The following is a 21,093-nucleotide window of genomic DNA, read 5'->3' as shown; positions in this document are numbered from 1 at the left end:
TTGTTTACTCTTTTTTTTGGCTCTGTATAAATTCGAGAGCTTGCTGGACGTGCCCCTTCACACGAACATTTTTCCATTCTTTAATAATGGTTCCTTCAGGATCAATCACATACGTTGAGCGGACAATACCCATATATTCTTTCCCGAAATTCTTTTTGAGCTGCCAGACATTCATCGCTTTTGAAAGTTCCAATTTTTCATCGGACAGAAGATAAAATGGGAGCTCATACTTGGCAGCAAATTTTTTGTGTTTAGCCGCCGGATCAGGACTTACTCCGATAATGACCGCATCCGCATCTTTAAAGCTTTCAAACTGGTCACGAAAATCACAAGCTTCTGTCGTGCATCCAGGTGTCATGTCTTTCGGATAGAAGTAAAGGACTGCATATTTACCTTTAAATTGAGCAGGAGAAATTAAATTTCCTTCTGCATCAGAAAGTTTCCTATCCGGAACTTTTTCTCCAACTAAATCATTCATCTTACCCCTCCTTTTCAATCGTCTTTTCCATACCATACAGGATTCCTGCATCGCACCAATCTTATTCATGATACAATTTTACTGCAAATATCAGTCCAATCAAAGGAGAGATACATCATTATGAATTTTTCGAATTCAGAACAACTTTATAAAGAAGCACAGGAAGTTATTCTGGGAGGGGTAAACAGTCCATCAAGAGCATACAAAGGAGTAGGAGGAGGAACACCTGTATTTATGGAAAAAGCTTCCGGAGCCTATTTTTGGGACGCAGACGGAAACAAATACATAGATTATTTAGCTGCTTACGGACCGATTATCACGGGCCACGCCCATCCTCACGTGACAAAAGCGATCCAGAATGCCGCAGCGGATGGGGTTCTCTATGGTACTCCGACCGTTTATGAAAATAAATTCGCTGGTATGCTCCAGAATGCCATCCCTTCCCTTGAAAAGGTGCGTTTCGTGAATTCCGGTACTGAAGCAGTGATGACAACCATCCGCGTCACGAGAGCTTATACAGGAAGGAACAAAATCATTAAATTCGCCGGCTGTTATCACGGACATTCGGATCTCGTCCTTGTCGCAGCAGGATCAGGGCCTTCGACTACCGGAAATCCCGATTCTGCGGGTGTAACCAAAAATATTGCAGAGGAAGTAATCACGGTCCCTTTTAATGATTTGTCCGGATTTAAAGAAGCACTGAACCATTTTGGCAAAGAAATTGCCGGCGTTCTCGTTGAACCTATCGTCGGTAATTTTGGAATCGTTGAACCGGAACCCGGCTTTCTGGAAGCTGTTAACGACCTTTCCCGCGCTAATGGATCTCTCGTCATCTACGATGAAGTAATTACTGCCTTCCGATTCATGTACGGCGGAGCTCAGAATCTTCTTGAAATTGAGCCTGACTTGACGGCTCTCGGTAAAATCATTGGGGGAGGGCTGCCGATTGGAGCTTATGGCGGGCGCCAGGATATCATGGAGCAGATATCCCCTCTCGGGCCCGCTTATCAGGCAGGCACAATGGCTGGAAATCCAGCATCCATTCGCGCAGGTATCGCCTGCCTGGAAGTCCTCCAAACCCCGGGCGTATATGACAAAATGGATCAATTAGGCAGAAAATTGGAAGAGGGAATTTTGAAAGCAGCTGAAGATCATAATATTCCTGCTGTTGTCAATCGTCTGCGCGGCGCACTTACTGTCTATTTTGATGTTGATAAAGTAAGCAATTTTGAAGATGCAGAATCGAGCAGTACCGATATGTTTGCTGCCTTTTTTAAAAAAATGCTTGTCCGTGGGATCAACCTTGCTCCGTCTAAATTTGAAGCTTTATTTTTAACAAGTGCTCATACAGAAGAAGATATTAATAAAACAATTCACATCGTGGAAGAAGTTTTCGCCGAAGGTCTCGAAGAGTATGAAATATAATATTAGCAGCTCTTACATTTTCAAGCAGCTGTTTTGAAAATAAAGCAATGGAAGTCATTCCTCATCCCTTATAAAGCCTTCCTAATGCGCCGAGACAGTTTTTGTCCCGGCGCATTTTTTCTGTATGAAAATTGTCCGTTTAGAGAGGCTGATTTCTTAGCATAGAGTTATGGCTGCGATCGAGTTCTCTTTCTCAACCTCCTTGAAATTGCTTTACCATAGGTGTATCATACATGAAGAATCTAATAGAAACTTTACAGAGAGAAAGGAAATGCTAATATCATGAGGCTTGGAGCCCGTATTTTTAAAACTGGGTTGGCCATTACTCTCGCATTATACGCAGCTATCTGGTTTAATTTTGAAAACCCTGCCTATGCGGGTCTAGCTGCATTTTTTGCAGTGCAGCCTTCCGTTCATAAAAGCCTGACCCTAATTTGGGATCAGGTACAGGCGAATATTATCAGTGCCGTACTTGCTATAGCTTTTGTCACTGCATTTGGTGCAGAACCATTTGTAATAGGAGCTGTCGTTGTACTCATCATTGCAATTCACATTAAATGGAATAAAGAAACTATCATCCCGTTGGCAGTAGTAACAGCAATCATAATTATGGGAAGTCCTTCGGAAAACTTTTATCATTTTGCAGCCGACCGGCTGCTTCTAGTTATGTGCGGAGTATTCTCTGCCTTTATCGTTAATTTGATTTTCCTTCGTCCAAAGCATGAGAATCAGATGTATCATAAACTAACTGGAATAAATGAAGAAGTCATTCAATGGATCCGATTGATGCTTCATCACGAAATTGATTACAGTACGTTAAAGCAGGATCAGGATAAAATACGTACTTCGATCCTAAAACTCGAAACGATTTTTTCTCTTTATAAAGAAGAGCGGAGCTTCTTTAAAAAAACAGAGTATGCCCGGATGCGGAAAATAGTATTATTCAGACAGATGATACGTTCTACTTTAAAAGCGGAGGATATTTTGAAGAGTCTCGCCAGACATGACCATCTGACGCACCAGCTTCCTGAAGAAGTCGAGCAGACTATCCGCTATCAGCTTGATCAGCTCACCAACTACCACGAACGAATTATGTTGAAGTATATGGGGAAAGTCCGCCCGCAGTCGGTGAGCGATTATTACGAAGAGATAAACACGGGAAAAAAAGAACTCATTGAAGTTTTCATCACTTGTCAGAATAACCAGACGTTCGACCACGACACCTGGATTCGCTTTCTTCCGGTTATTGCACTTATTATCGAATACTCGGAAGAACTGGAACATCTTGATAGTCTCGTAGATAACTTCTTTACTTATCATACGGAAGATAATGAAGTGGAAATAGATGAACGAGAAATATAAGATCATAGACCTTCACTGAAAAAACTGCCGGCTGCATGTCTTGTCTTAAAAAAGTCCTTATGACATTGCTTGTCATAAGGACTTTTTTTAGTCTGAACCCTGACAGGTCGTCAGCTTCTGCTCTCGATGGAAACCTGGATTTCCACTCCGGGCATAGGCTCCAGTATTTATTCTTCTTTTTTGGAAAGACGCATAGCCTGCTTAATCCCGTTTTTAAATGAAAACTTCCCGTACATCAGCACTCCGCCTTTATAAATACGTGCTGCCAGCAGATTGATGCCAACTGCACATACTATTAATATGCTGAGAATCAGTACGATTTCCCATGCCGGTACTGTTCCCATCCCAATACTCAGGAATAAAAGCTGCGGTGTGAAGAAAGGTATATAGGAAAGTACCCTGAAAATAGTAAGGTCCGGAGCATTAAGAGCTACAATGGATAAGAAAAAGGCTATCATAGCTAAAAAAATCAGCGGCTGAATAGCCTGATTCACTTCTTCAGCACGACTCACAAGCGCCCCAAGCATGGCAGCTATACCGCCATAAACAAAATACCCTAAAACAATAAATAAAAGCGCATAAGCGATTAAAGATACTTCAATCACCTCAACGAAAATAAACTGAAATACTTCCTGCCCATTTAATAAAGACCCTATCGCAACAGCACCAGCTAATACAGCTATATTCACTGCCCCGGCAGCTCCGATACCCGCAAGTTTACCGAACATCTGCGTAACCGGGCTGATACTCGAAACTATCAGTTCCATCACTCTGGATGATTTCTCCGTAGCTACTTCAGTAGCAATCATAGACCCAAAAGTAATGATGATTAAGTAAATAACAAAAACCAGACCGTAAACCATCCAGTAGGAATCGGAAAAAACTTCTTCTGGCTCCTCTCCGTCTGCAAAAGTCTGCTCCGAGATTACAACCGGCGATAAGATCGCTTCTTTCTCTTCTTCGGAAAGGTTCGTTTCAGAAGCTGCTGTATTCTGCTTTGTCTGCTCGATATACTGCTGAGCATTATTTATAACTTCAAATCCTGACGCTTCCCCATAAAACTCTGCTTCTAAGTTTGCCCTCTCCCCCTGAAGTACGATCAAATAAGAATCAGATTCTTCCGCTTCCAACGTCAGTCCTTCTATATCCCTGCCTGTTTCGTCTATAAAGGTTATTCCGGGGAAATTCCCGTTTTCAAGTGCGGTGCCAAGTTCTCCCTCAAACTCACTTTGATCCGCAACAGTCATTTCGACTTGTTCTTCCTGCCCTTCAGGAACACCAAAAATGTTCATTAATGGCTGTACAGCAAAAAAACCAATAATCAGCAGGGCCATAATCAATGTTGAAATAGCAAAAGCTTTCGATTTTATTCGTCTTAGAGCAGTGTGAGAAAAAGTTGTCCAGAAATTATTCATGTTCTCCACCTCCTGCCTGATCGATAAAAATGTCGTGCAGGGAAGGCTCAGCTACTTCAAATTTCCTGACAAATCCTCTTGCCGCAAGAGAACGAAAAACGGATTCAGCGGTTTTTTCATTATCCACTTTTAGTTCCGTTTCCACTTTCGTTATCGCTATGTCGGTAACACCAGGCAGGTCTCTCAAAAAATCCACATCGAAATCCGCTTTAATCTTTATTGATTTCATATTATAGGACTTTTTGATTTCACTCAGATTACCCTGAAGGACCGCAGATCCGTTTTTCAATATAATTAATTCATCACAGAGCTCCTCGACGTTGCGCATCTGATGGCTTGAAAACACGATAGTCGTGCCTTCATTCTGAAGGTCGAGTACTGCTTCTTTAAGCATATCTGAATTCACAGGATCAAGGCCGCTGAATGGCTCATCAAGAATAAGCAGCTCAGGTTTATGTAAAACTGCAGCCATAAATTGAATTTTCTGCTGGTTGCCCTTCGACAGTTCTTCTACTTTTTTATTTTCGTAGTTTTCCACTTGAAATCTTTCCAGCCACTTTCTCATCTCCGTAATAATATCCTGCTTTTTCATTCGATTTAATCTCATTAAATAAATGAGCTGCTCTTTAACCGTAAGTTTAGGGAACAAACCTCTTTCCTCCGGCAGATAACCTATTAAGTGTGTACGGCTGTAGTCAATTCGGGAACCACTCCATTCCGCTGTTCCGGAAGTAGGATCGAGCAGTCCAATAATCATTCTGAAGGTCGTCGTTTTTCCAGCTCCGTTGGCTCCGAGCATTCCAAACATCTGCCCCCTGTCAATTTTTAAATCAATTCCGCTGACAGCTTTCGTTTCATCAAAAGTTTTTGTTAAATTCGTCAATTCCAGCGTCATTACTTATCTCCTTTCCTTTCCACTTGCTTCTTTTATACGGCTGCACCGGCTGTTCGTTTCACAATACCGAACTAAAATAAAAACACGGGGCGGTAAATACAGCTTTTGGTCTTTGATTACCTGCTGAAATCTTTTTCGCCCCGTGTTTTCATTTGTCTTATTTAATTGTCTTCATTTAAAAATGAAAAGGAACGCTTCAGGAACTGCATCCTCTTTCTGCTGGCAGCTGAACGCATGCCTTGAATATTGCAGGCATTGGTCTTTTTCCTTCGCAGGTAACCTCTAATAGCTTCCCTTTTTAACATAAGTGCTTTTTGATTTTGATTATATAGGAAACTTCGCTTCAACTAGATGTTTTATTTTCGAGACAGGCTTGATGGAAGAACTACAAATGTGGAAAAAGCCTTTTAAACACTCATTTTTCTAACCGAACTTTTGAATATTAAATAACTGGGCATACTTCCCTTCCACAGCCATTAATTCCTGGTGAGTGCCTATTTCTGCAATCTCTCCATTTTCCATGACGATTATTTTATCAGCGTGCGTTACTGTAGCCAGGCGGTGAGCCACGACGAACGTGGTGCGGTCACGGGCCAGCAGTTCCACAGAATCCTGAATCAATTTTTCACTTTCCAGATCCAGCGCACTTGTTGCTTCATCAAATATGAGAATTTGAGGGTTTTTCAAAAATACTCTGGCAATTGCCACACGCTGCTTCTGTCCTCCGGAAAGCTTTACACCACGCTCTCCGATTTTAGTATCATAGCCTTCCGGCAGCTCGGATATAAAGCCGTCCGCATTTGCCGCACGGGCAGCTGCATAAACTTCTTCGTTCGTTGCTTCCGGATTCCCCATACGAATGTTGAACATGATGGAATCGCTGAATATTATATTATCCTGAAGAACCATCCCTATTTGGTCTCTGAGGGAGCGTACCTGTAAATCACGGATATCTTTGCCATCAATGCGGATTGTACCTTCAGTAACATCGTAAAAACGGGGAATCAGGCTCATAATCGTACTCTTCCCGCCTCCGCTCATTCCAACAACTGCGACAGTTTCTCCGCGGTCAGCACGAAAACTGACGTTGTGAAGAACTTCTTCGTTATCGTAAGCGAAAGAAACGCGGTCGAATTCCACCGCTCCTCCAGAACTTTTATAAGGGACTGCATCTTTGCGGTCAGTAATGTCATACTTCTCGTCAATCAATTCGAACATTCTGTCCATTGAGGCAATCGACTGAACAAGCTGCGTTGAGGAGTTTACCAGTCTTCGGAGCGGAGCATAAAGCCTTTCCATATACGTTGCAAATGCCACAAGCGTACCAACCGTTAAATCAGCTTGAATAACCATCATAGCTGCCACAAATATTACGACGAGCGGAGCGATATCTGTAATGGTATTGACTACTGCGAAAGTTTTGGCATTCCATTTTGTATGGTCTACTGCTCTGTCGAGAAAATTTTCATTCTGCTTATCGAATTCTTTCTGCTCATGATTTTCCAGGGCAAAGCTTTTAATTACGCTTATTCCCTGCAGTCTTTCATGAAGATGCCCCTGTACATCTGCTAAAGCCTGAGATCGTCGCCTCGTCAAATCGCGGAGTCTTGAATAGAAAAACTTAATAGACAGGCCGTAAAGCGGCAGCAGCGCCACTGCAGCAAGAGTGAGCCAAGGGTCAAGTGTCAGCATTATAATAATAGCTACTATTATAGTAAACATATCGATCCATATATTCATCATACCGGTCATGATGAAATTTTTTGTAAGTTCTACATCGTTTATGACCCGTGAAATAACTTCACCGGATTGTCTGTTGGCATAAAATTTCAGGCTCAGTTTTTGCAGATGTGTAAACAACTGATCTCTGATGTCGTAAAGAATTTTATTTCCTGTCCACTGGGCAAAATACTGGCGGTAATATTCGATCGGCGGACGAAGAAAAACAAATAATATGAATGTACCACCCATAAGCCAGTAGAGCATATTCAGCTGTTCAGCTGTAGAAAGACCATCGCCGCCGATTATATCATCAATAACATACTTTAATATGAGCGGGATAAGCAGCGGAATTCCAAACTTCATCATTCCAATTAATACGGTGATGATAATCTGCTTCCAGTAAGGAATGACAAACTGCATGTACCTTTTAATACTATCCATTACTCCACCTCCTTTTTATACGCAAGAAAAGAGATGCCTTTAAAGACATCTCCTTTCCTCAAACTCTTAGCGGTGCTGTAAAAATCGTTCATACCAGTATTCTATAAAGCCCGGCTCAAACGGTCCCTTCTGGGAACTTATCCACGAAACGAGTTCGTCTACAGCTTTTCTTAAAATTATTTCCACTTCATCCGGATAATTCATCTGCTTTTTATGTAAAGCAAATTCATCTTCGTCCAGGAGTTTATATGTCATATCAGGAAAGACTTTTATATCAAGATCGTAATCAATATATTTCAGCGCTTCAGAATCATAGGTGAAAGGAGTCCCAAGATTACAGTAGTAATAAATGCCGTCATTGCGTATCATTCCGATTACGTTAAACCAGCTGTAAGCTGTGAAATAACAGATGGCCGGCTCCCTTGTCCGCCATTGCCTCCCATCAGATTCCTGCACGAGGATGCGGTCGTTTCCACCGATTACTTCGTGGGACGTTCCTTTCAAAATGACGGTCTCTTCCCATATGCGGTGAAGCGAGCCGTTGTGTTTGTAACTTTGGACTTCAATTGTACTTCCTACCGTCGGAAAATCCACGTGCTTCTCCTTTCTATTGCTCTTCCGGCGGCTTTCTGTGTGTCACCATCCGATCTTTAGGATCTAAATACAAATCAAAAGGGGGTTCTTCAATGAGATAATTTTTCAACTTGAAATAACTTATTTTACCAGCTTTATCTCCGGATATAAAAGGAAACTGTCCCGTTTCCAAAAAATACTGATCGCAGGCAATCTGTGCTCTGTCAATATGATGGGCCTTTCCCTCTTCTTCGAAAATGTCATACGTCTCTTTCGACATATAAAAAGGCCGGTCCGGTATTCCTCCCAGATAAGGAGCTAAAAATTCAGCATCAATGGTATTATCCTGATTAATAATAGAACGGAGCGACAACCTTTGGTCAGAATTATCTGCAAAACGGTTTACGGCTTTACGCATATCCTCAAGAGAACATGAAATAATCTCCGGTTCCTTTTGAGCATTTTCCTTTTTACGCTCCTTCCGCTTTCTATTAAACATGACGTTGCCCCCTCTGATAAAGTGACTATTAAACACTTCCGCCGACAGCAATAACTTATCTTCTTATCATTTACCTATACCATTATACTATTCTTTTGCACTCAATGCATTGATGAACTGAAACAAACAAAGCTTATTAAAAAACTGCCCTCCGCTTATGCAGAGAAGCAGCCTGGTTCAGGCGAGCAGAGAAATTCCCCCATCAACAATAATTGTTTGTCCGCGAATCATTTCTGCGTCTTTAGACACGAGGAATTTCACTGTTCGGGCCAGATCTTTCGGTTCTGTGATTCTTCCAGCTGGAGTTCTTTCAGCTGCATCTCCCAGCAGTTCCTCACGGTTAGGGAAATGGGTTAACGCATCTGTATCCACGGCACCTCCGGAAACAGCATTAACGCGGATGCCTGATGGAGCAAGTTCTACTGCCATATAACGCGTCAATGCTTCCACTGCTGCTTTTGATACTCCTACTGTCGTATAATTCGGGAGATAACGAATGGCGCCTAATGAACTAAGGCTGACAATCGCTCCTCCAGAAGTCATCCGTGCTGCAGCAAGCTGGGAACAGAATAGCATCGCTTTGTTGTTAATATCCATCGTCCAGTCCCAGTGGCTTTCTTCCAGCTCCATCAGAGGACGCAGCACCCCCGAAGCAGCGTTATTAATCAGTACGTCCAGTCTTCCAAAGTGTTCATCTATCGTTTCAAACATCGCTTCCAGTTTATCTATTTTAGCAATATTCGCTCTTACTGCGAGGGCATCCACGCCGAGATTTTTAATTTCATCTACTGTTTCCTGGGCTTTCGTTTTACTTCTTGCATAGTTAACAACAATATCATATCCTTCTTCAGCAAGCGTAAGGGCAATTTCCTTCCCTATACCACGACTGCTTCCGGTAATCAAAGCTACTTTTCTTTGTACCATAAAACATTCCTCCAGTTTATAAAAATTATGTTTACCTCTACAGCGCACCGATACTTGACCCTTACAGCTGCACTCAGCTGCTAAGTTTTGGGCAATAACAACGGCGGGCGCTGACAAATCTGTTTATCAGGCTAAAAATAATGCGCCATATAAAAGGGCCCCGATGATGACATATGCGGGGTGAATTTTTCTTACCTCAAGCAGGTAATATCCTGCTCCGAGAAGTACTATTGTCTGCAGAATGCCGTTGTCATCATAAGAAGTGTCAATAAAGCGGATAGTCATAACACCAAGCAGCACAGCAATGGTTGGACGAACCACTGCTGAAAGCATTTTCACTTTTGGTGAATTTTTAAATTTCATTAAGATTCCAAGTAATATAACCATTAGAATAAGGGAAGGTGCAATCGTTGCAAATAAAGCGATAAATGCTCCAATAATCCCGCCTTCCACAAAACCAATATAGCCTGCCATTTTCGTAGCAATTGGTCCAGGAAGCGCATTTCCAAGAGCCAGAACTTCCCCGAACTCTTCAACGTTCATCCATTCATACCTATGTACAACTTCATGTTCGATTAAAGGAATAGTCGCCGGCCCTCCGCCGTACCCGACGATGCCGGGAATAAAAAAGGCGAGGAAAATTTCCCAGTAGGTCATGCTGCATCCTCCTTCTTCTTTGGCTTCAGAAGTACAAATAAGATAAGTGACCCAATCAGTAGAGCTGGGTGAAGACCTGCAAATTCAATAAGAACGATCGAAAGTGCAATTAAAAGAAGGACTTTTATCCAACCGAGATCCGTCTTTGATTTTTTCACGAAACTCCAGGTCAGCACTCCGAGCATGACCGCTACAATTGGAAGTACGCCCCTTGTCATACCCTGAACCCAGGCATAATCACGAAAGGAAGCTAATGATACCAGGAGAATTATCATTAATATCACGGTAGGAAGTACTGTTGCGAGCACCCCGTTGATCAATCCTCCGACTCCTGAAACGCGGTAACCGATGTAACCGGCCATTTTCGTTGCTATTGGTCCCGGAAGTGTATTCCCGATTGCCAGAATATCTGAAAATTCTTCATCATTCATCCATTTATATGTATCCACCGCTTCTTTTTGAATCAGGGGAATTGCGGCAGGTCCTCCACCGTAACCAAGCAGGCCGACGCGTAAAAAGGCCATAAAAATCTCCTTATGGGTTTTCAACTTTACAATCCCCTCCTTTTGATTTACTCGTTTCCAATCATACTATTAATAAAGACTCTATTAAAGGAGATTATCAGTAATCAGGATACACTATTCCGGATAAAGGAGTGGATTAACAAATGTTTCTTCTCAGAATAGGTTTTCTGTATGAGCAGTCTTTCTTTTTTTTCGTGACGGAAGCTCTCTAGACAGAGTGTTGATTAAGTAAAGGAAGAAGTATATTTATTCTATCCCTTGTATTTTCTCCTTCGCTTCCCGGCGGAAGCTTGCCGCGGGGCCTGGCTTCAGTAATGAAGACAGTCAAATTGAAGCGAAAAACTCATTAATCACAATCAAGGAAACTTCCGGATCCAAATAGAAAAACTCCTTACCTCAATTAAAGCAAGGAGTTTTCCTATTTAGCGGGAATGTGGAATCCCTCCGGCGGAAACAGTATACAGATAGAAGTTTAATATACGGCAATGCTTCCATCGGTTCTCGACTCTGTGCCTCCAGCGAGAACTCCAGTGACTGGATCTCTCCAGATTATCTGTCCGCGGCCAAAATTCCCGGATTGATGTGTAACCTGGACATCGTGCCCTCTGGCCGAAAGAGCATGCGCAATATGATTTGGTACAGTCTGTTCCAGAAGCACATTTTTCTTGCCCATCCACTGCCAGCGCGGAGCATCCAGAGCAGACTGGGGGTTCAATCCAAAATCGATTGTATTCATGACTACCTGCATATGGCCCTGCGGCTGCATAAATCCGCCCATGACCCCGAACGGACCAACTGGTTGATTATCTTTTGTCAAAAATCCGGGAATGATCGTATGATACGTTCGTTTTCCAGGCTCCAGTGCGTTATCATCTTCCGGGTTCATACTGAAATTGTGACCCCGGTTCTGCAGACTGATTCCGGTGCCGGGAACGACAATTCCGGAGCCAAAGCCCATATAATTACTTTGAATAAACGAAACCATGTTACCCTCTCCATCTGCAGCAGCCAGATAAACCGTTCCGGATGAAGAAGGCTCGCCCGCTTCTGGATAAAGCGCTTCTTCGCCTATTTTACTGGAACGCTTTTCCGCGTAATCCTCACTCAGGAGATCGGAAACGGATTGAGACATATGTTTTTCTTCTGTAATGTATTTTTCACCATCGGCAAAAGCAAGTTTCATCGCTTCAATTTGTCTGTGGTAGGTCTTTTCAGACTCCCGTGTCTGAAAAGTCTCCTTTTTAAGCATATTCAGTGCCATAAGAGCAATAATTCCCTGTCCGTTAGGCGGAATTTCCCACACGTCGTAACCTTTGTAATTAACAGAGACAGGATTCACCCATTCAGGAGAAAAAGCTTCAAGATCTTCTTTTCTAATAAATCCGTTATGCTTTTTGGAACAGGCGTCTATTTTATCGGCAAGTTCCCCACTGTAAAAAGACGCTGCATTTGTTTCACCTATTTTTTCCAGCGTAAAAGCATGGCCTTCTGATTTCCATATTTCCCCTACATCCGGCACTTTCCCGCCAGGTACAAACGTTTCGAACCAGGCATGAAACTCTTCCCCGTTAAGCTGTTCTTTGAAAACATCCGCTGCACGATTCCAGAAAGAAGCAAGAGTGGGACTGAGAGGATAACCTTCTCTTGCATAGCAGACAGCTGGTGCCAGTGCTTCCTTTAAACTCAGCTTACCGAACTTTTCTGAAAGCTCAGCCCACGCTGCAGGAGCTCCAGGAACTGTGACAGGAGTAAAGCCGAATTTCGGTATTTCCTCCACTCCCTGAGATTTTAACTCTTCGATAGAAAGCTTTTGCGGGGCTTGACCGCTCGCGTTCAAACCGTGAAGCTTGTCTTTTATCCACACAAGCGCAAAAGCGTCACTGCCGATTCCGTTCGAGGTAGGTTCAACGACGGTAAGAGCAGCGGCCGCAGCAATCGCAGCGTCTACGGCATTACCGCCTTTTTTCAGAATATCAAGTCCCGCCTGTGCTGCAAGAGGCTGGGAAGTAGCTACCATGCCATTTTTTCCATATGTAACATTACGTTTAGAGCTGTAGGGGTAAGTCAGTGCTGTTTTATGATTCATATCCGAAAACCATCCTCTGCTGTTTTCTTCATCCTATCATATTTCGTCTTTCGAAATAACTTTTTTCTGAACAATTCATCTTTTTAAAAATTAGATTTTGACTGGCCCCCATCCACATTCAGATTGGCGCCGACGATCCATGAAGCTTTCTCTGAAGCTAAGAAAAGAGCTACATCTGCGATTTCCTCCACGGTGCCGAAACGTCCTGCAGGAATCTGATCTTCTACAAACTGATTGATTTTTTCGGGGTTTTCATCTAGACGTTTCTGCCAGTTCCCGGTAGGGTGAAGGATCGACCCAGGTGCTATTCCATTAACCCTTATACCGTCTTTTATCACTTCATCGGCGAGAGATTTCGTCATACTTATCATCGCTGATTTTGCACTGTTATAAGTTGGTTTGCCCCCTGATTCTCTTCCGAAAATAGAAGTTATATTTATAATCGCTCCTTTTCCCTGATTTTTCATATAAGGAACTGCCAGCTGTGATAAATGAACAGCAGAAAAATAATTCAAATGCATCGCTTCTTCAAACTGTCCTATCTCTGTTTCCATAGTCTTTCCGCCACTTGAACCTCCAGCATTATTTATAAGAACATCTATTGTACCGAATTTATCAATAAAAGCCTGGAAAACACGCTGACGCTCTCCCTTTTCTGAGATATCGGCCTGAAGTGTTAATATTTCAGGGAATTCTTCCTTCAACTTTTTCAAAGCTTCTTCTCCCCGGGCAACGACACCTACGTCTGCCCCCTCTGCTGCGAATGCCTGCGCAATCCCCAGGCCGATTCCTTTAGATCCACCAGTAACAAGTACTTTTTTTCCATGCAGTCGTAAATCCATTACAACTCCTCCTCTAATTTATAAAGTATTTTTTGATGTGAAACTGGAAAAGTTAGCTCTTTCAACTCTTCTTTTGTAAGCAGCTTCTGGTTTGGTGCAGGATTTGTAATTTTCCCTCTTGCCTGATAAACATCCATTTCCCAGACAAGGTGGGAAAAGACGTGGCGCACGTGCTGCTGATAAGAAAACTTCTCCGCATTGACGGATAATTCCTCTGCAAAAGATTTTAAATCTTCATCCGATTCTGTCAATGATTCTATATATGGAAACTGCCATAATTTGGCCAGCAGCCCCGTATCCGGCCTTTTCTCTACCAGATAGCGGCCGGAATAGTCCTGTGCGACAAGCGCTTTTAAAGACACCGGCCTGGGAGCTTTTTTCTTCGCTTTTACGGGAAGGATCTCCTGCACACCTTCTTCGCGGGCTTCACAGTGCTGCTGAACTGGACAAAGCAGGCACGCCGGGCTTCTTGGGGTACAAACGGTAGCTCCGAGTTCCATCATGGCCTGATTAAAATCTGAAGCCCTGTCAGCTGCAATCGTTTCACGGACAATTTCTTCAAACTTTTTTCTCACAGATACTTTGGAAATGTCATCATAAATCGTAAATATTCTGGATAGTACTCTCATGACATTTCCATCCACCGCAGGAGCAGGAACATTGTAGGCGATGGAAAGTATTGCTCCTGCAGTATAGGGGCCGACTCCTCTAAGCTTTTTAATTTCATCCTCCGTATCAGGCACCTGTCCGTTATAAAACTCTTTTACTTCTTTTACTGCGGTGTGGAGATTTCGGGCTCTCGAGTAATAACCCAGTCCTTCCCACGCTTTTAGAACTTCCTCTTCCTCTGCTTCTGCAAGTTTTTCCAAAGTCGGGAACTTATCCATAAAATTATAAAAGTATGGAATAACAGTATCTACTTTTGTCTGCTGAAGCATAATTTCAGAAACCCAAATTCTATAGGGGTCCCTTTCTTTACGCCAGGGCAGATCTCTTTTTTCCTGGTCATACCAATTAAGTAAATCATTCTGAAACCGCTGCTTATCTAATATTTTCAACTTGAAAACTCCTCTTTTGAAACTGATGTAAAACGGGTAAAATAGGATATAGTAAGTAATTGATGGAGGGAAACTTATGGACACAGCTACTCACGTCGTTATGGGAGTCGCTCTTGGAGGGCTTGCAACGCTTGATCCTGTAGTTGCCGAAAATCCTGCTATGACGCAGGCGGTAATGATCGGCGCAGTGGTCGGTTCCCAGGCTCCCGATTTTGACACCGTATTAAAATTGAAGAACAATGCCGTATATATAGCAAATCATCGGGGAGTAACTCATTCTGTGCCTTTTTGGTTTCTCTGGCCAACAGCAATTACCCTGATGCTGTATTTTATCATGCCTCCCGTTAATATGTTTCATTTATGGATGTGGACTTTCTTTGCTGTCTTTCTCCATGTGTTTATCGATATTTTCAACGCTTACGGGACGAAAGCTTTTGCACCAGTCTATAACAAGTGGCTTGCTCTGGGCGTTATAAATATTTTTGACCCATTTATTTTCATCGCTCACATAATTGCTATTTTATTCTGGAGATTTGGAGCAGATCCAGGATGGACGTTTTTAATTATGTTTGGGATCATTATTATTTATTACTTCTGGCGCATTTACGAGCAGAACCTCGTACACAAACATGTGCACGAAAAACATCCGGATGCTACTCACATATTTACCTCCCCGACTTTCCGATGGTCCCGCTGGCATATTGTTGTGCGGACGCCCGAAGAAATGTACGTAGCGGAACATCGTAATGGAAAACTTACTTATTTTGAAACTTATCCGTTTGAACCTGTCCCCGATGACCCTGTTATCAATGCTGCTCAAAAGGATAGAAATCTGGAAGCATTTCTTTCCTTTTCTCCAGCTTACAGGTGGGCAGTTTCTATTGAAGAACACGGATATTCCGTTAAATTTGTTGATTTAAGATACAGAAGTAAAGGATACTACCCATTCGTAGCGATTGTCAGATTGGATGAAAACTTAAATGTGCTGAGTTCTTATACCGGCTGGATCTACAACACCGCTACTCTTAAAAGAAAACTTTCTTACGCTTAAAACCATTACCCTGTTTCCCTTTTTGCCTTCACGACCAAAAAGCGTCATGACGAAATTTATCGTCATGACGCTTTTTTAGATCTTCTAAAGTTCCCCGGTCCTTCATAAATACATACCGCGTTTCATTCAGTTAACGACAGGCTTAATGATAAAACCTTTTTTGATCAAACCATTTTTTGTAACGGGGGTTGTCTTTTAAAGTCTCATGCAGTTTTGGCCCGTAGTTGTCAATCCACTGCTGAATAACTTTTTCAGTCATTTCTTTGCCTTTGTACTCATAGCCTGCCTTCGCATAAGTCGCTTCGAAATCTTCCCAAAGCAGTTCTACCCAGGTTCTTGCTTCAGCATAAGAAAGCTGATCATTCTGTTCCAGCAGCCGGTTCGTTAATCGTTCCATGTAATCCTGCATATTTCTTCCCCCCTTTCCTTAGTTTTTTGGTTCTATTAATGATTAGTGTTTCTTTAGAGTGCCTGCCGCCTAGAAAGCCTTCACCTATTCCTCTTTTGCGTTCGGACAGATCTTCTATACTGCAGCTCATTAAAAAACGAAAAGGGATCATGTCTGTGGAAGCGCAGTTTTCCGTAAAGACATCAGCTCTAATTTTTCTGTGCAAGAATAGAAATAGGTACAGCTTCCAGTTTTGCTGCTTTGTTTCGATATCCCCAGGCAAAAACGCCGTTTATATAGCTTATTTCAAAAGTTTCTCCTGAATCTTTTACGATATATATTTCTTTCGGCTTAAAGTCTGCTGGATTAAGCAGGTAAGCTTCAGCCATTAATATTTTCCTTTCATGAACAGCGTATTCATTTATCATACCCTTTGCTTCTGCTTTTTGAGCAAGTACCCGCATTTCAGCAATTTCTGATTCCAATTCTGCGCGTGACATTTGGCTGTACTTTTGATTCATATCAGACGTCAATCCTCTCTCTGCTTTGTCTGCTGTTTTTATTATAGCCTTTCAGCGGGAGAGATTAAAGTTCCTCTTCCTCCTCCATTTCTTTTTCTTCTATCCATTGATCTATAAGCTGTCCCGGAAAACCTTTCCGGTAGAGTGCCTGTTTGACCTTCTGCTTCCGTTGATAAGGCTCGCTGGAAGCAAATTTACGCCACGATTTTTCTCCCCAGCTGCTGACTGCTTCCCACTCCTCTCCTTCTTCCGCTTCAATATCAGCTTCTTTTACTGCTTCAAAAGCGATACTTGACGGGAAACCTTTCTGCATAAGAAACTGAACCAGCTTCTGCTCTGTCTGACGTTTGGATTCTTTCCGGTAGGACGTTTGTTTTTTTTCAGCGAGCTTCACTGCCAGATCAAGCTGTTCCTCGGGTGTATATTGCGATAAGGATTTATCCACGATATTATCTGCAACTCCTTTTTGTTTTAATTCCTGTTTAATGACGATCGGACCTTTTTTTGATTGATCACGCTTTGTTCTTACAAAAGAAAAGGCAAATCTTTCGTCGTTCACAAAATCCAATTCTCTCAATTTTTCTATCATCCTGCTTATTTCTTCCGAAGGAACCTCCTGCTCCCTTAAGTAATCAGAGAGCTCCTTTTCAGAACGCATTCTGTAGGAAAGATAGTTTAAAGCTTTCTGAAATGCTTTGTCTGTCTCATCCGTCTGTTTTAAGCGGTTTATGTCCGAATTTGTAAGTTCGTCTCCTTTGGCCAGTCCCTCTTTTACAAGTATATCTTCTGACAAGGAAAAACTATATTCTGCCTGATTATTTTCTTCCAAAAAAATATGGTAGCGCTGCCGCGTTTTTTTAGCGGCCTGTATTTTAGCTATTTTTGGCACATCCGGGCCTCCTTCACATACTAAACGTTTTAATTTTCCGTTTTAAAGGAATACCTAACTACACACAAGATTATACCAGGAGGGGTCAGAATGAAAGTGGCAATTGCAGGTGGAACAGGACTAGTAGGAAAAAATTTAACAAAGCTGTTACTTAAGGAGGGGCATGAAGCATATATTTTGACGAGAAATCCGCAAAATAAAATAGATTCCCATGGTATTCAGTACATTGAATGGATGACTGAAGGAGCTGCCCCGGAAGAGAAACTGGAAGGGATAGACGCTTTTGTCAATCTTGCTGGAGAAAACTTGAACAGTGGACGCTGGACAGAAAAGAAAAAGCAGGAAATTCTGGACAGCCGGATAGATGTAACCCGTGAGACAGTGCGTATATTAAGTGTACTAAATAATAAACCTTCTGTACTTATAAACGGCTCGGCCGTTGGATTTTATGGGACTTCCTTTGAAAAAACCTTTACAGAAGAAACGACTACCCCAGGAGATGATTTCATGGCTGAAGTAGTTTCACGCTGGGAACAGGAAGCACAAAAAGCCCCCGATGAAGTAAGAGTCGTTTTGAGCAGATCTGGAGTTGTGCTTTCAGCAGAAGAAGGTGCTTTGAAAAAAATGCTTCCCGCATTTAAGATGGGAGTCGGCGGCAAACTGGGGACCGGCGAACAGTGGATGTCATGGATTCATGTTGATGACGTAGCGAGGGCGATTCTGTATTTGATTGAACATGAAGAATTAAGCGGCCCTGTTAATGTTACTTCTCCTACTCCGGAACGAATGAAGTCGTTTGGTAAAACGCTCGCTGACGTATTAAACCGGCCGTTCTGGGCTCCTGTCCCAAGCAATGTCCTTAAGCTTATCCTCGGAGATATGAGCGTAATTATTGTAGAAGGTCAGCAGGTAATTCCCCAGAAACTGCTTGATAATGGATTTGATTTTAATTATCCACAGTTAGAGGAAGCTTTTTATGACCTAATCGGTGAATAATCGAATATTCATATAGTTTATGAAGGAAGTCCCAAAGATAAGACAGGACTTCCTCTTTTACTTGCTTCTAATACATACCAAAAATAACGATCGGGTTATTATCGGAAACTGAATGCTCTCCCTTGTAAACCGGCTCTTCAACTTCTATACATGAAAAACTTCTATAATGGAAAACCATGATCTTCTTCACCCTATTTTGAGGTTTCTTTTACAGAGTTTGTTCTCTTCCCCTACACAAAGCCTCTTATAAACGTTAAGATGGAAGTAGTACGATCAAAGGAGCCGTTTAAAATGATGTTTCAGGAAATCGGAATAGGATCAGGTATAGTATTCTTAACCATATTATTTGTTGGACTTTTTATTTTACTTTTAAATATTTTGACAAGTATATGGTCTTACCGGGATTCCCTCCGAAAAGGCAATAGTAAAGAGTTTGCCATTATCGTATTAATAGGCACGCTTTTCTTTCCGATCATCGGACTAATCGTCTACTTAATTATACGTAATGACAAATAGCGGCACCACCCACAGAAAGGGGAGACGCTTTTATGACAGCATTAGCGCCCAGTTTTTTAGGAAAAAAAGTGTATATGGATGGAAATCAAACACAATTTTACGTCGTGAAATACGAAGAAAAAACGAGCAAGCAGTCTATCGACGTTCTGCTGTTTGAACATGAGGTTCCTGTTATCTTCGGAATTATGGATTTTGACGGGAATTTTCTTGATTCTTTTTATGTCACGAGTAAAACTACGAAAGCTTCCGGGGAAGCATTGGAGAGATATAAAGAAATCAACTCCCGTAAAAAACAGCACCGTATGACCCAGGATGATCTAAAAGACGCCCTGAAGCCGGAAAAAGAAGCGAAGATGAAAAACAAAAAAATTAAAAAGCTTCTTCGGGACGAGCACCTTGAAGACATTAAACATCAGTGGCCTTCACGGCTGATTACTCTGCAAAGAGAAGAAAACGGAGCAGATAATTCGTTAATTATGGAGGCTCTGTTCGAAGCTGTCGAAACTGCCAACCCTAAAAAATCCTACAGCTTTTTGAAGGATCATAGAATTGATCATATGATACCTGCCTATGGCCGCCAGTTATCTGAGCACCCTGAGCTTCTGGAGAAAGTAAGCTCCGATTATTTTTATGCCAACCGAGGCAGCACACTGCAGGATTTCCTTCTGGAAGCTGCTTCCACTGTTCCGCTTACAGAAACGAAATTGATCGAAGACATGCTTGTGAGAGCTGAGAAACTTGGCAGCGAACACGATTCAGAGGCATTAAAAAAACTGCTTACAAAATTTTCGCGTCGTGTGAAACAGGAAAGCGACCTTTCCATGAAGGAATGGCTCAATGAAATTACAAGTGAACGAACTCTCAAACAAGCGGTAGTTGCTTCTCTAAAAAAATAACAGACAAAACCAGAAAAGAACCGCCGGAACTATGCCGGCGGTTCTTTTTAAAGTTATTTTACTATCTGGTCTGATCTTTTGCAGAAACCCTTAAGTGGTTCGTTCATAGCTTCGAATAGCAGAGTATAATTTTTTATAAATATTCGTATGTTTAGCTGAGAAAAGCGCTTATGACATACGCCTGCTTCTTTGACTATTTCCAAGGCACCCTATTTATAAGTGAGTCCTTCTTGCAAAATCTACAAACTTGAATTTATCCGGCCTGTGCCGCGATTCAGTATATTGAAATAAGCCCGCGTCATCAAAATAAACATAATTTTTAACGACGACAATATTCTGAAAGCCATTCAAATCCAAATAGGACCTGTCTTCATCTGTAGGCTCAACGACGATGATTTCTTTTTTTGCAAAGCTGATTTTCATTCCCAGTTCATTCTCAATATAATCATATATAGAAGCTTCACAGATTTCTTCCGTTAAATGATTTATATACGACTGATTAAAATAATCTTTATCGAGAATAATTTTTTCACCGTCGATTTCCCGCACGCGGTGAACTTCCCACACTTTTGATGCGGATGATACTTCAAGTTGTTTTCGTATATACTTATCCGCCTTTTTAAGTTCCAGCTTTTCTACATAAGTGCGGTGCCTCTCCCCCATATTTGCTGCCAGTTCGCGAAAACTTACCAAACCGGATACTGGGAAGTCAAACTTTCGTGCATCAAGGACAATGGACCCCTTCCCCTGAATTTTTTGAATAAATCCGTTTTGGGCGAGCTGATTCAACGCTTTACGAATAGTCTCCCGTGACGTTTCGAACATTTCTACCAGTTCATGCTCTGAAGGGAGTTTTTCTCCTGCAGCATATTTACCCGCCTGAATTTCCTCTGCTATTTCCCTGTAAATGAGCAAATATTTATTCTGCATTGTCT

22 protein-coding genes are annotated in these 21,093 nt (G+C 42.0%); 6 read left to right on the top strand and 16 right to left on the bottom strand.

The window, feature by feature from the left end:
• Positions 1–4: 4 nt before the first annotated feature.
• Complete coding sequence (locus FTX54_RS05905) at positions 5–478, bottom strand: peroxiredoxin (protein WP_147804141.1); 474 nt, start codon at positions 476–478, stop codon at positions 5–7.
• 120 nt (positions 479–598) lie between these two features.
• Between FTX54_RS05905 and FTX54_RS05900 the strand changes: the two genes are divergently transcribed.
• Together FTX54_RS05900 and FTX54_RS05895 are read left to right on the top strand one after the other, a co-directional pair.
• Entirely contained in the window at positions 599–1,903 is a 1,305-nt protein-coding gene (locus FTX54_RS05900; RefSeq protein WP_147804140.1) for a glutamate-1-semialdehyde 2,1-aminomutase, read from the top strand.
• Positions 1,904–2,185: 282 nt separating this feature from the next.
• The gene (locus FTX54_RS05895; RefSeq protein WP_147804139.1) at positions 2,186–3,265 is read left to right on the top strand and encodes an FUSC family protein; all 1,080 of its coding nucleotides are present in this window, start codon (positions 2,186–2,188) and stop codon (positions 3,263–3,265) included.
• 167 nt (positions 3,266–3,432) lie between these two features.
• Here FTX54_RS05895 and FTX54_RS05890 read toward each other — a convergent pair whose 3' ends face one another.
• The 11 genes from FTX54_RS05890 to mutY form a co-directional block, all read right to left on the bottom strand.
• Positions 3,433–4,680, bottom strand: a complete 1,248-nt coding sequence (locus FTX54_RS05890) for an ABC transporter permease (RefSeq protein WP_147804138.1) — start codon at positions 4,678–4,680, stop codon at positions 3,433–3,435.
• Complete coding sequence (locus tag FTX54_RS05885; RefSeq protein WP_147804137.1) at positions 4,673–5,575, bottom strand: ABC transporter ATP-binding protein; 903 nt, start codon at positions 5,573–5,575, stop codon at positions 4,673–4,675. Before FTX54_RS05885 ends, FTX54_RS05890 begins: the two co-directional genes overlap by 8 nt.
• A 423-nt stretch (positions 5,576–5,998) precedes the next feature.
• Complete coding sequence (locus FTX54_RS05880; RefSeq protein WP_147804136.1) at positions 5,999–7,738, bottom strand: ABC transporter ATP-binding protein; 1,740 nt, start codon at positions 7,736–7,738, stop codon at positions 5,999–6,001.
• 66 nt (positions 7,739–7,804) lie between these two features.
• On the bottom strand, positions 7,805–8,332 hold the full coding sequence (locus FTX54_RS05875; protein ID WP_147804135.1) for a nucleoside tri-diphosphate phosphatase: 528 nt from the start codon (positions 8,330–8,332) through the stop codon (positions 7,805–7,807).
• A 13-nt stretch (positions 8,333–8,345) separates the two neighbouring features.
• Entirely contained in the window at positions 8,346–8,810 is a 465-nt protein-coding gene (locus FTX54_RS05870) for a DUF3939 domain-containing protein (protein WP_147804134.1), read from the bottom strand.
• A 177-nt stretch (positions 8,811–8,987) separates the two neighbouring features.
• On the bottom strand, positions 8,988–9,734 hold the full coding sequence (gene fabL, locus FTX54_RS05865) for an enoyl-[acyl-carrier-protein] reductase FabL (protein ID WP_147804133.1): 747 nt from the start codon (positions 9,732–9,734) through the stop codon (positions 8,988–8,990).
• Between the two features lie 126 nt (positions 9,735–9,860).
• Positions 9,861–10,391 (bottom strand): chromate transporter, encoded by a 531-nt coding sequence (locus FTX54_RS05860; protein WP_147804132.1) that lies wholly within the window; start codon positions 10,389–10,391, stop codon positions 9,861–9,863.
• Complete coding sequence (locus FTX54_RS05855) at positions 10,388–10,915, bottom strand: chromate transporter (protein ID WP_187254586.1); 528 nt, start codon at positions 10,913–10,915, stop codon at positions 10,388–10,390. The genes FTX54_RS05860 and FTX54_RS05855 overlap by 4 nt, the downstream gene beginning before the upstream one ends.
• A 472-nt stretch (positions 10,916–11,387) precedes the next feature.
• Positions 11,388–13,001, bottom strand: a complete 1,614-nt coding sequence (locus tag FTX54_RS05850; RefSeq protein WP_147804130.1) for a gamma-glutamyltransferase family protein — start codon at positions 12,999–13,001, stop codon at positions 11,388–11,390.
• An 83-nt stretch (positions 13,002–13,084) separates the two neighbouring features.
• The gene (locus tag FTX54_RS05845; RefSeq protein WP_147804129.1) at positions 13,085–13,843 is read right to left on the bottom strand and encodes an SDR family NAD(P)-dependent oxidoreductase; all 759 of its coding nucleotides are present in this window, start codon (positions 13,841–13,843) and stop codon (positions 13,085–13,087) included.
• Entirely contained in the window at positions 13,843–14,901 is a 1,059-nt protein-coding gene (gene mutY, locus FTX54_RS05840) for an A/G-specific adenine glycosylase (protein ID WP_147804128.1), read from the bottom strand. The genes FTX54_RS05845 and mutY overlap by 1 nt, the downstream gene beginning before the upstream one ends.
• 76 nt (positions 14,902–14,977) lie before the next feature.
• On the opposite strand from mutY, the gene FTX54_RS05835 reads away from it, so the two are divergent.
• Positions 14,978–15,952 carry a metal-dependent hydrolase gene (locus FTX54_RS05835; RefSeq protein ID WP_147804127.1) on the top strand — a complete coding sequence of 325 codons (975 nt, stop codon included), beginning with the start codon at positions 14,978–14,980 and terminating at the stop codon, positions 15,950–15,952.
• Positions 15,953–16,094: 142 nt separating this feature from the next.
• Here FTX54_RS05835 and FTX54_RS05830 read toward each other — a convergent pair whose 3' ends face one another.
• The 3 genes from FTX54_RS05830 to recX form a co-directional block, all read right to left on the bottom strand.
• Complete coding sequence (locus tag FTX54_RS05830) at positions 16,095–16,361, bottom strand: YfhJ family protein (protein WP_147804126.1); 267 nt, start codon at positions 16,359–16,361, stop codon at positions 16,095–16,097.
• Positions 16,362–16,549: 188 nt separating this feature from the next.
• The gene (locus FTX54_RS05825) at positions 16,550–16,861 is read right to left on the bottom strand and encodes a YfhH family protein (protein ID WP_147804125.1); all 312 of its coding nucleotides are present in this window, start codon (positions 16,859–16,861) and stop codon (positions 16,550–16,552) included.
• A gap of 64 nt (positions 16,862–16,925) precedes the next feature.
• Positions 16,926–17,750, bottom strand: a complete 825-nt coding sequence (gene recX, locus FTX54_RS05820) for a recombination regulator RecX (RefSeq protein WP_147804124.1) — start codon at positions 17,748–17,750, stop codon at positions 16,926–16,928.
• Between the two features lie 90 nt (positions 17,751–17,840).
• Here recX and FTX54_RS05815 point away from each other — a divergent pair, with 90 nt between their 5' ends.
• The 3 genes from FTX54_RS05815 to FTX54_RS05805 all read left to right on the top strand — a co-directional run bounded on the left by FTX54_RS05815 (position 17,841) and on the right by FTX54_RS05805 (position 20,158).
• Complete coding sequence (locus tag FTX54_RS05815) at positions 17,841–18,746, top strand: TIGR01777 family oxidoreductase (protein ID WP_147804123.1); 906 nt, start codon at positions 17,841–17,843, stop codon at positions 18,744–18,746.
• Positions 18,747–19,037: 291 nt separating this feature from the next.
• Complete coding sequence (locus FTX54_RS05810) at positions 19,038–19,262, top strand: hypothetical protein (protein ID WP_246125641.1); 225 nt, start codon at positions 19,038–19,040, stop codon at positions 19,260–19,262.
• 32 nt (positions 19,263–19,294) lie between these two features.
• Positions 19,295–20,158, top strand: coding sequence for a hypothetical protein (locus tag FTX54_RS05805; RefSeq protein ID WP_147804122.1), 864 nt, complete (start codon positions 19,295–19,297; stop codon positions 20,156–20,158).
• Between the two features lie 213 nt (positions 20,159–20,371).
• On the opposite strand, the gene treR is transcribed toward FTX54_RS05805, so the two are convergent.
• Positions 20,372–21,088 carry a trehalose operon repressor gene (gene treR, locus FTX54_RS05800; RefSeq protein ID WP_147804121.1) on the bottom strand — a complete coding sequence of 239 codons (717 nt, stop codon included), beginning with the start codon at positions 21,086–21,088 and terminating at the stop codon, positions 20,372–20,374.
• Between the last annotated feature and the right edge of the window lie 5 nt (positions 21,089–21,093).

Origin of the sequence: Alkalicoccus halolimnae, from assembly GCF_008014775.2 — a bacterium.
Classification (GTDB): domain Bacteria; phylum Bacillota; class Bacilli; order Bacillales; family Salisediminibacteriaceae; genus Alkalicoccus; species Alkalicoccus halolimnae.
Note: the sequence above shows the minus strand (reverse complement) of the source record. Positions and strands in the feature narration are given on the sequence as shown.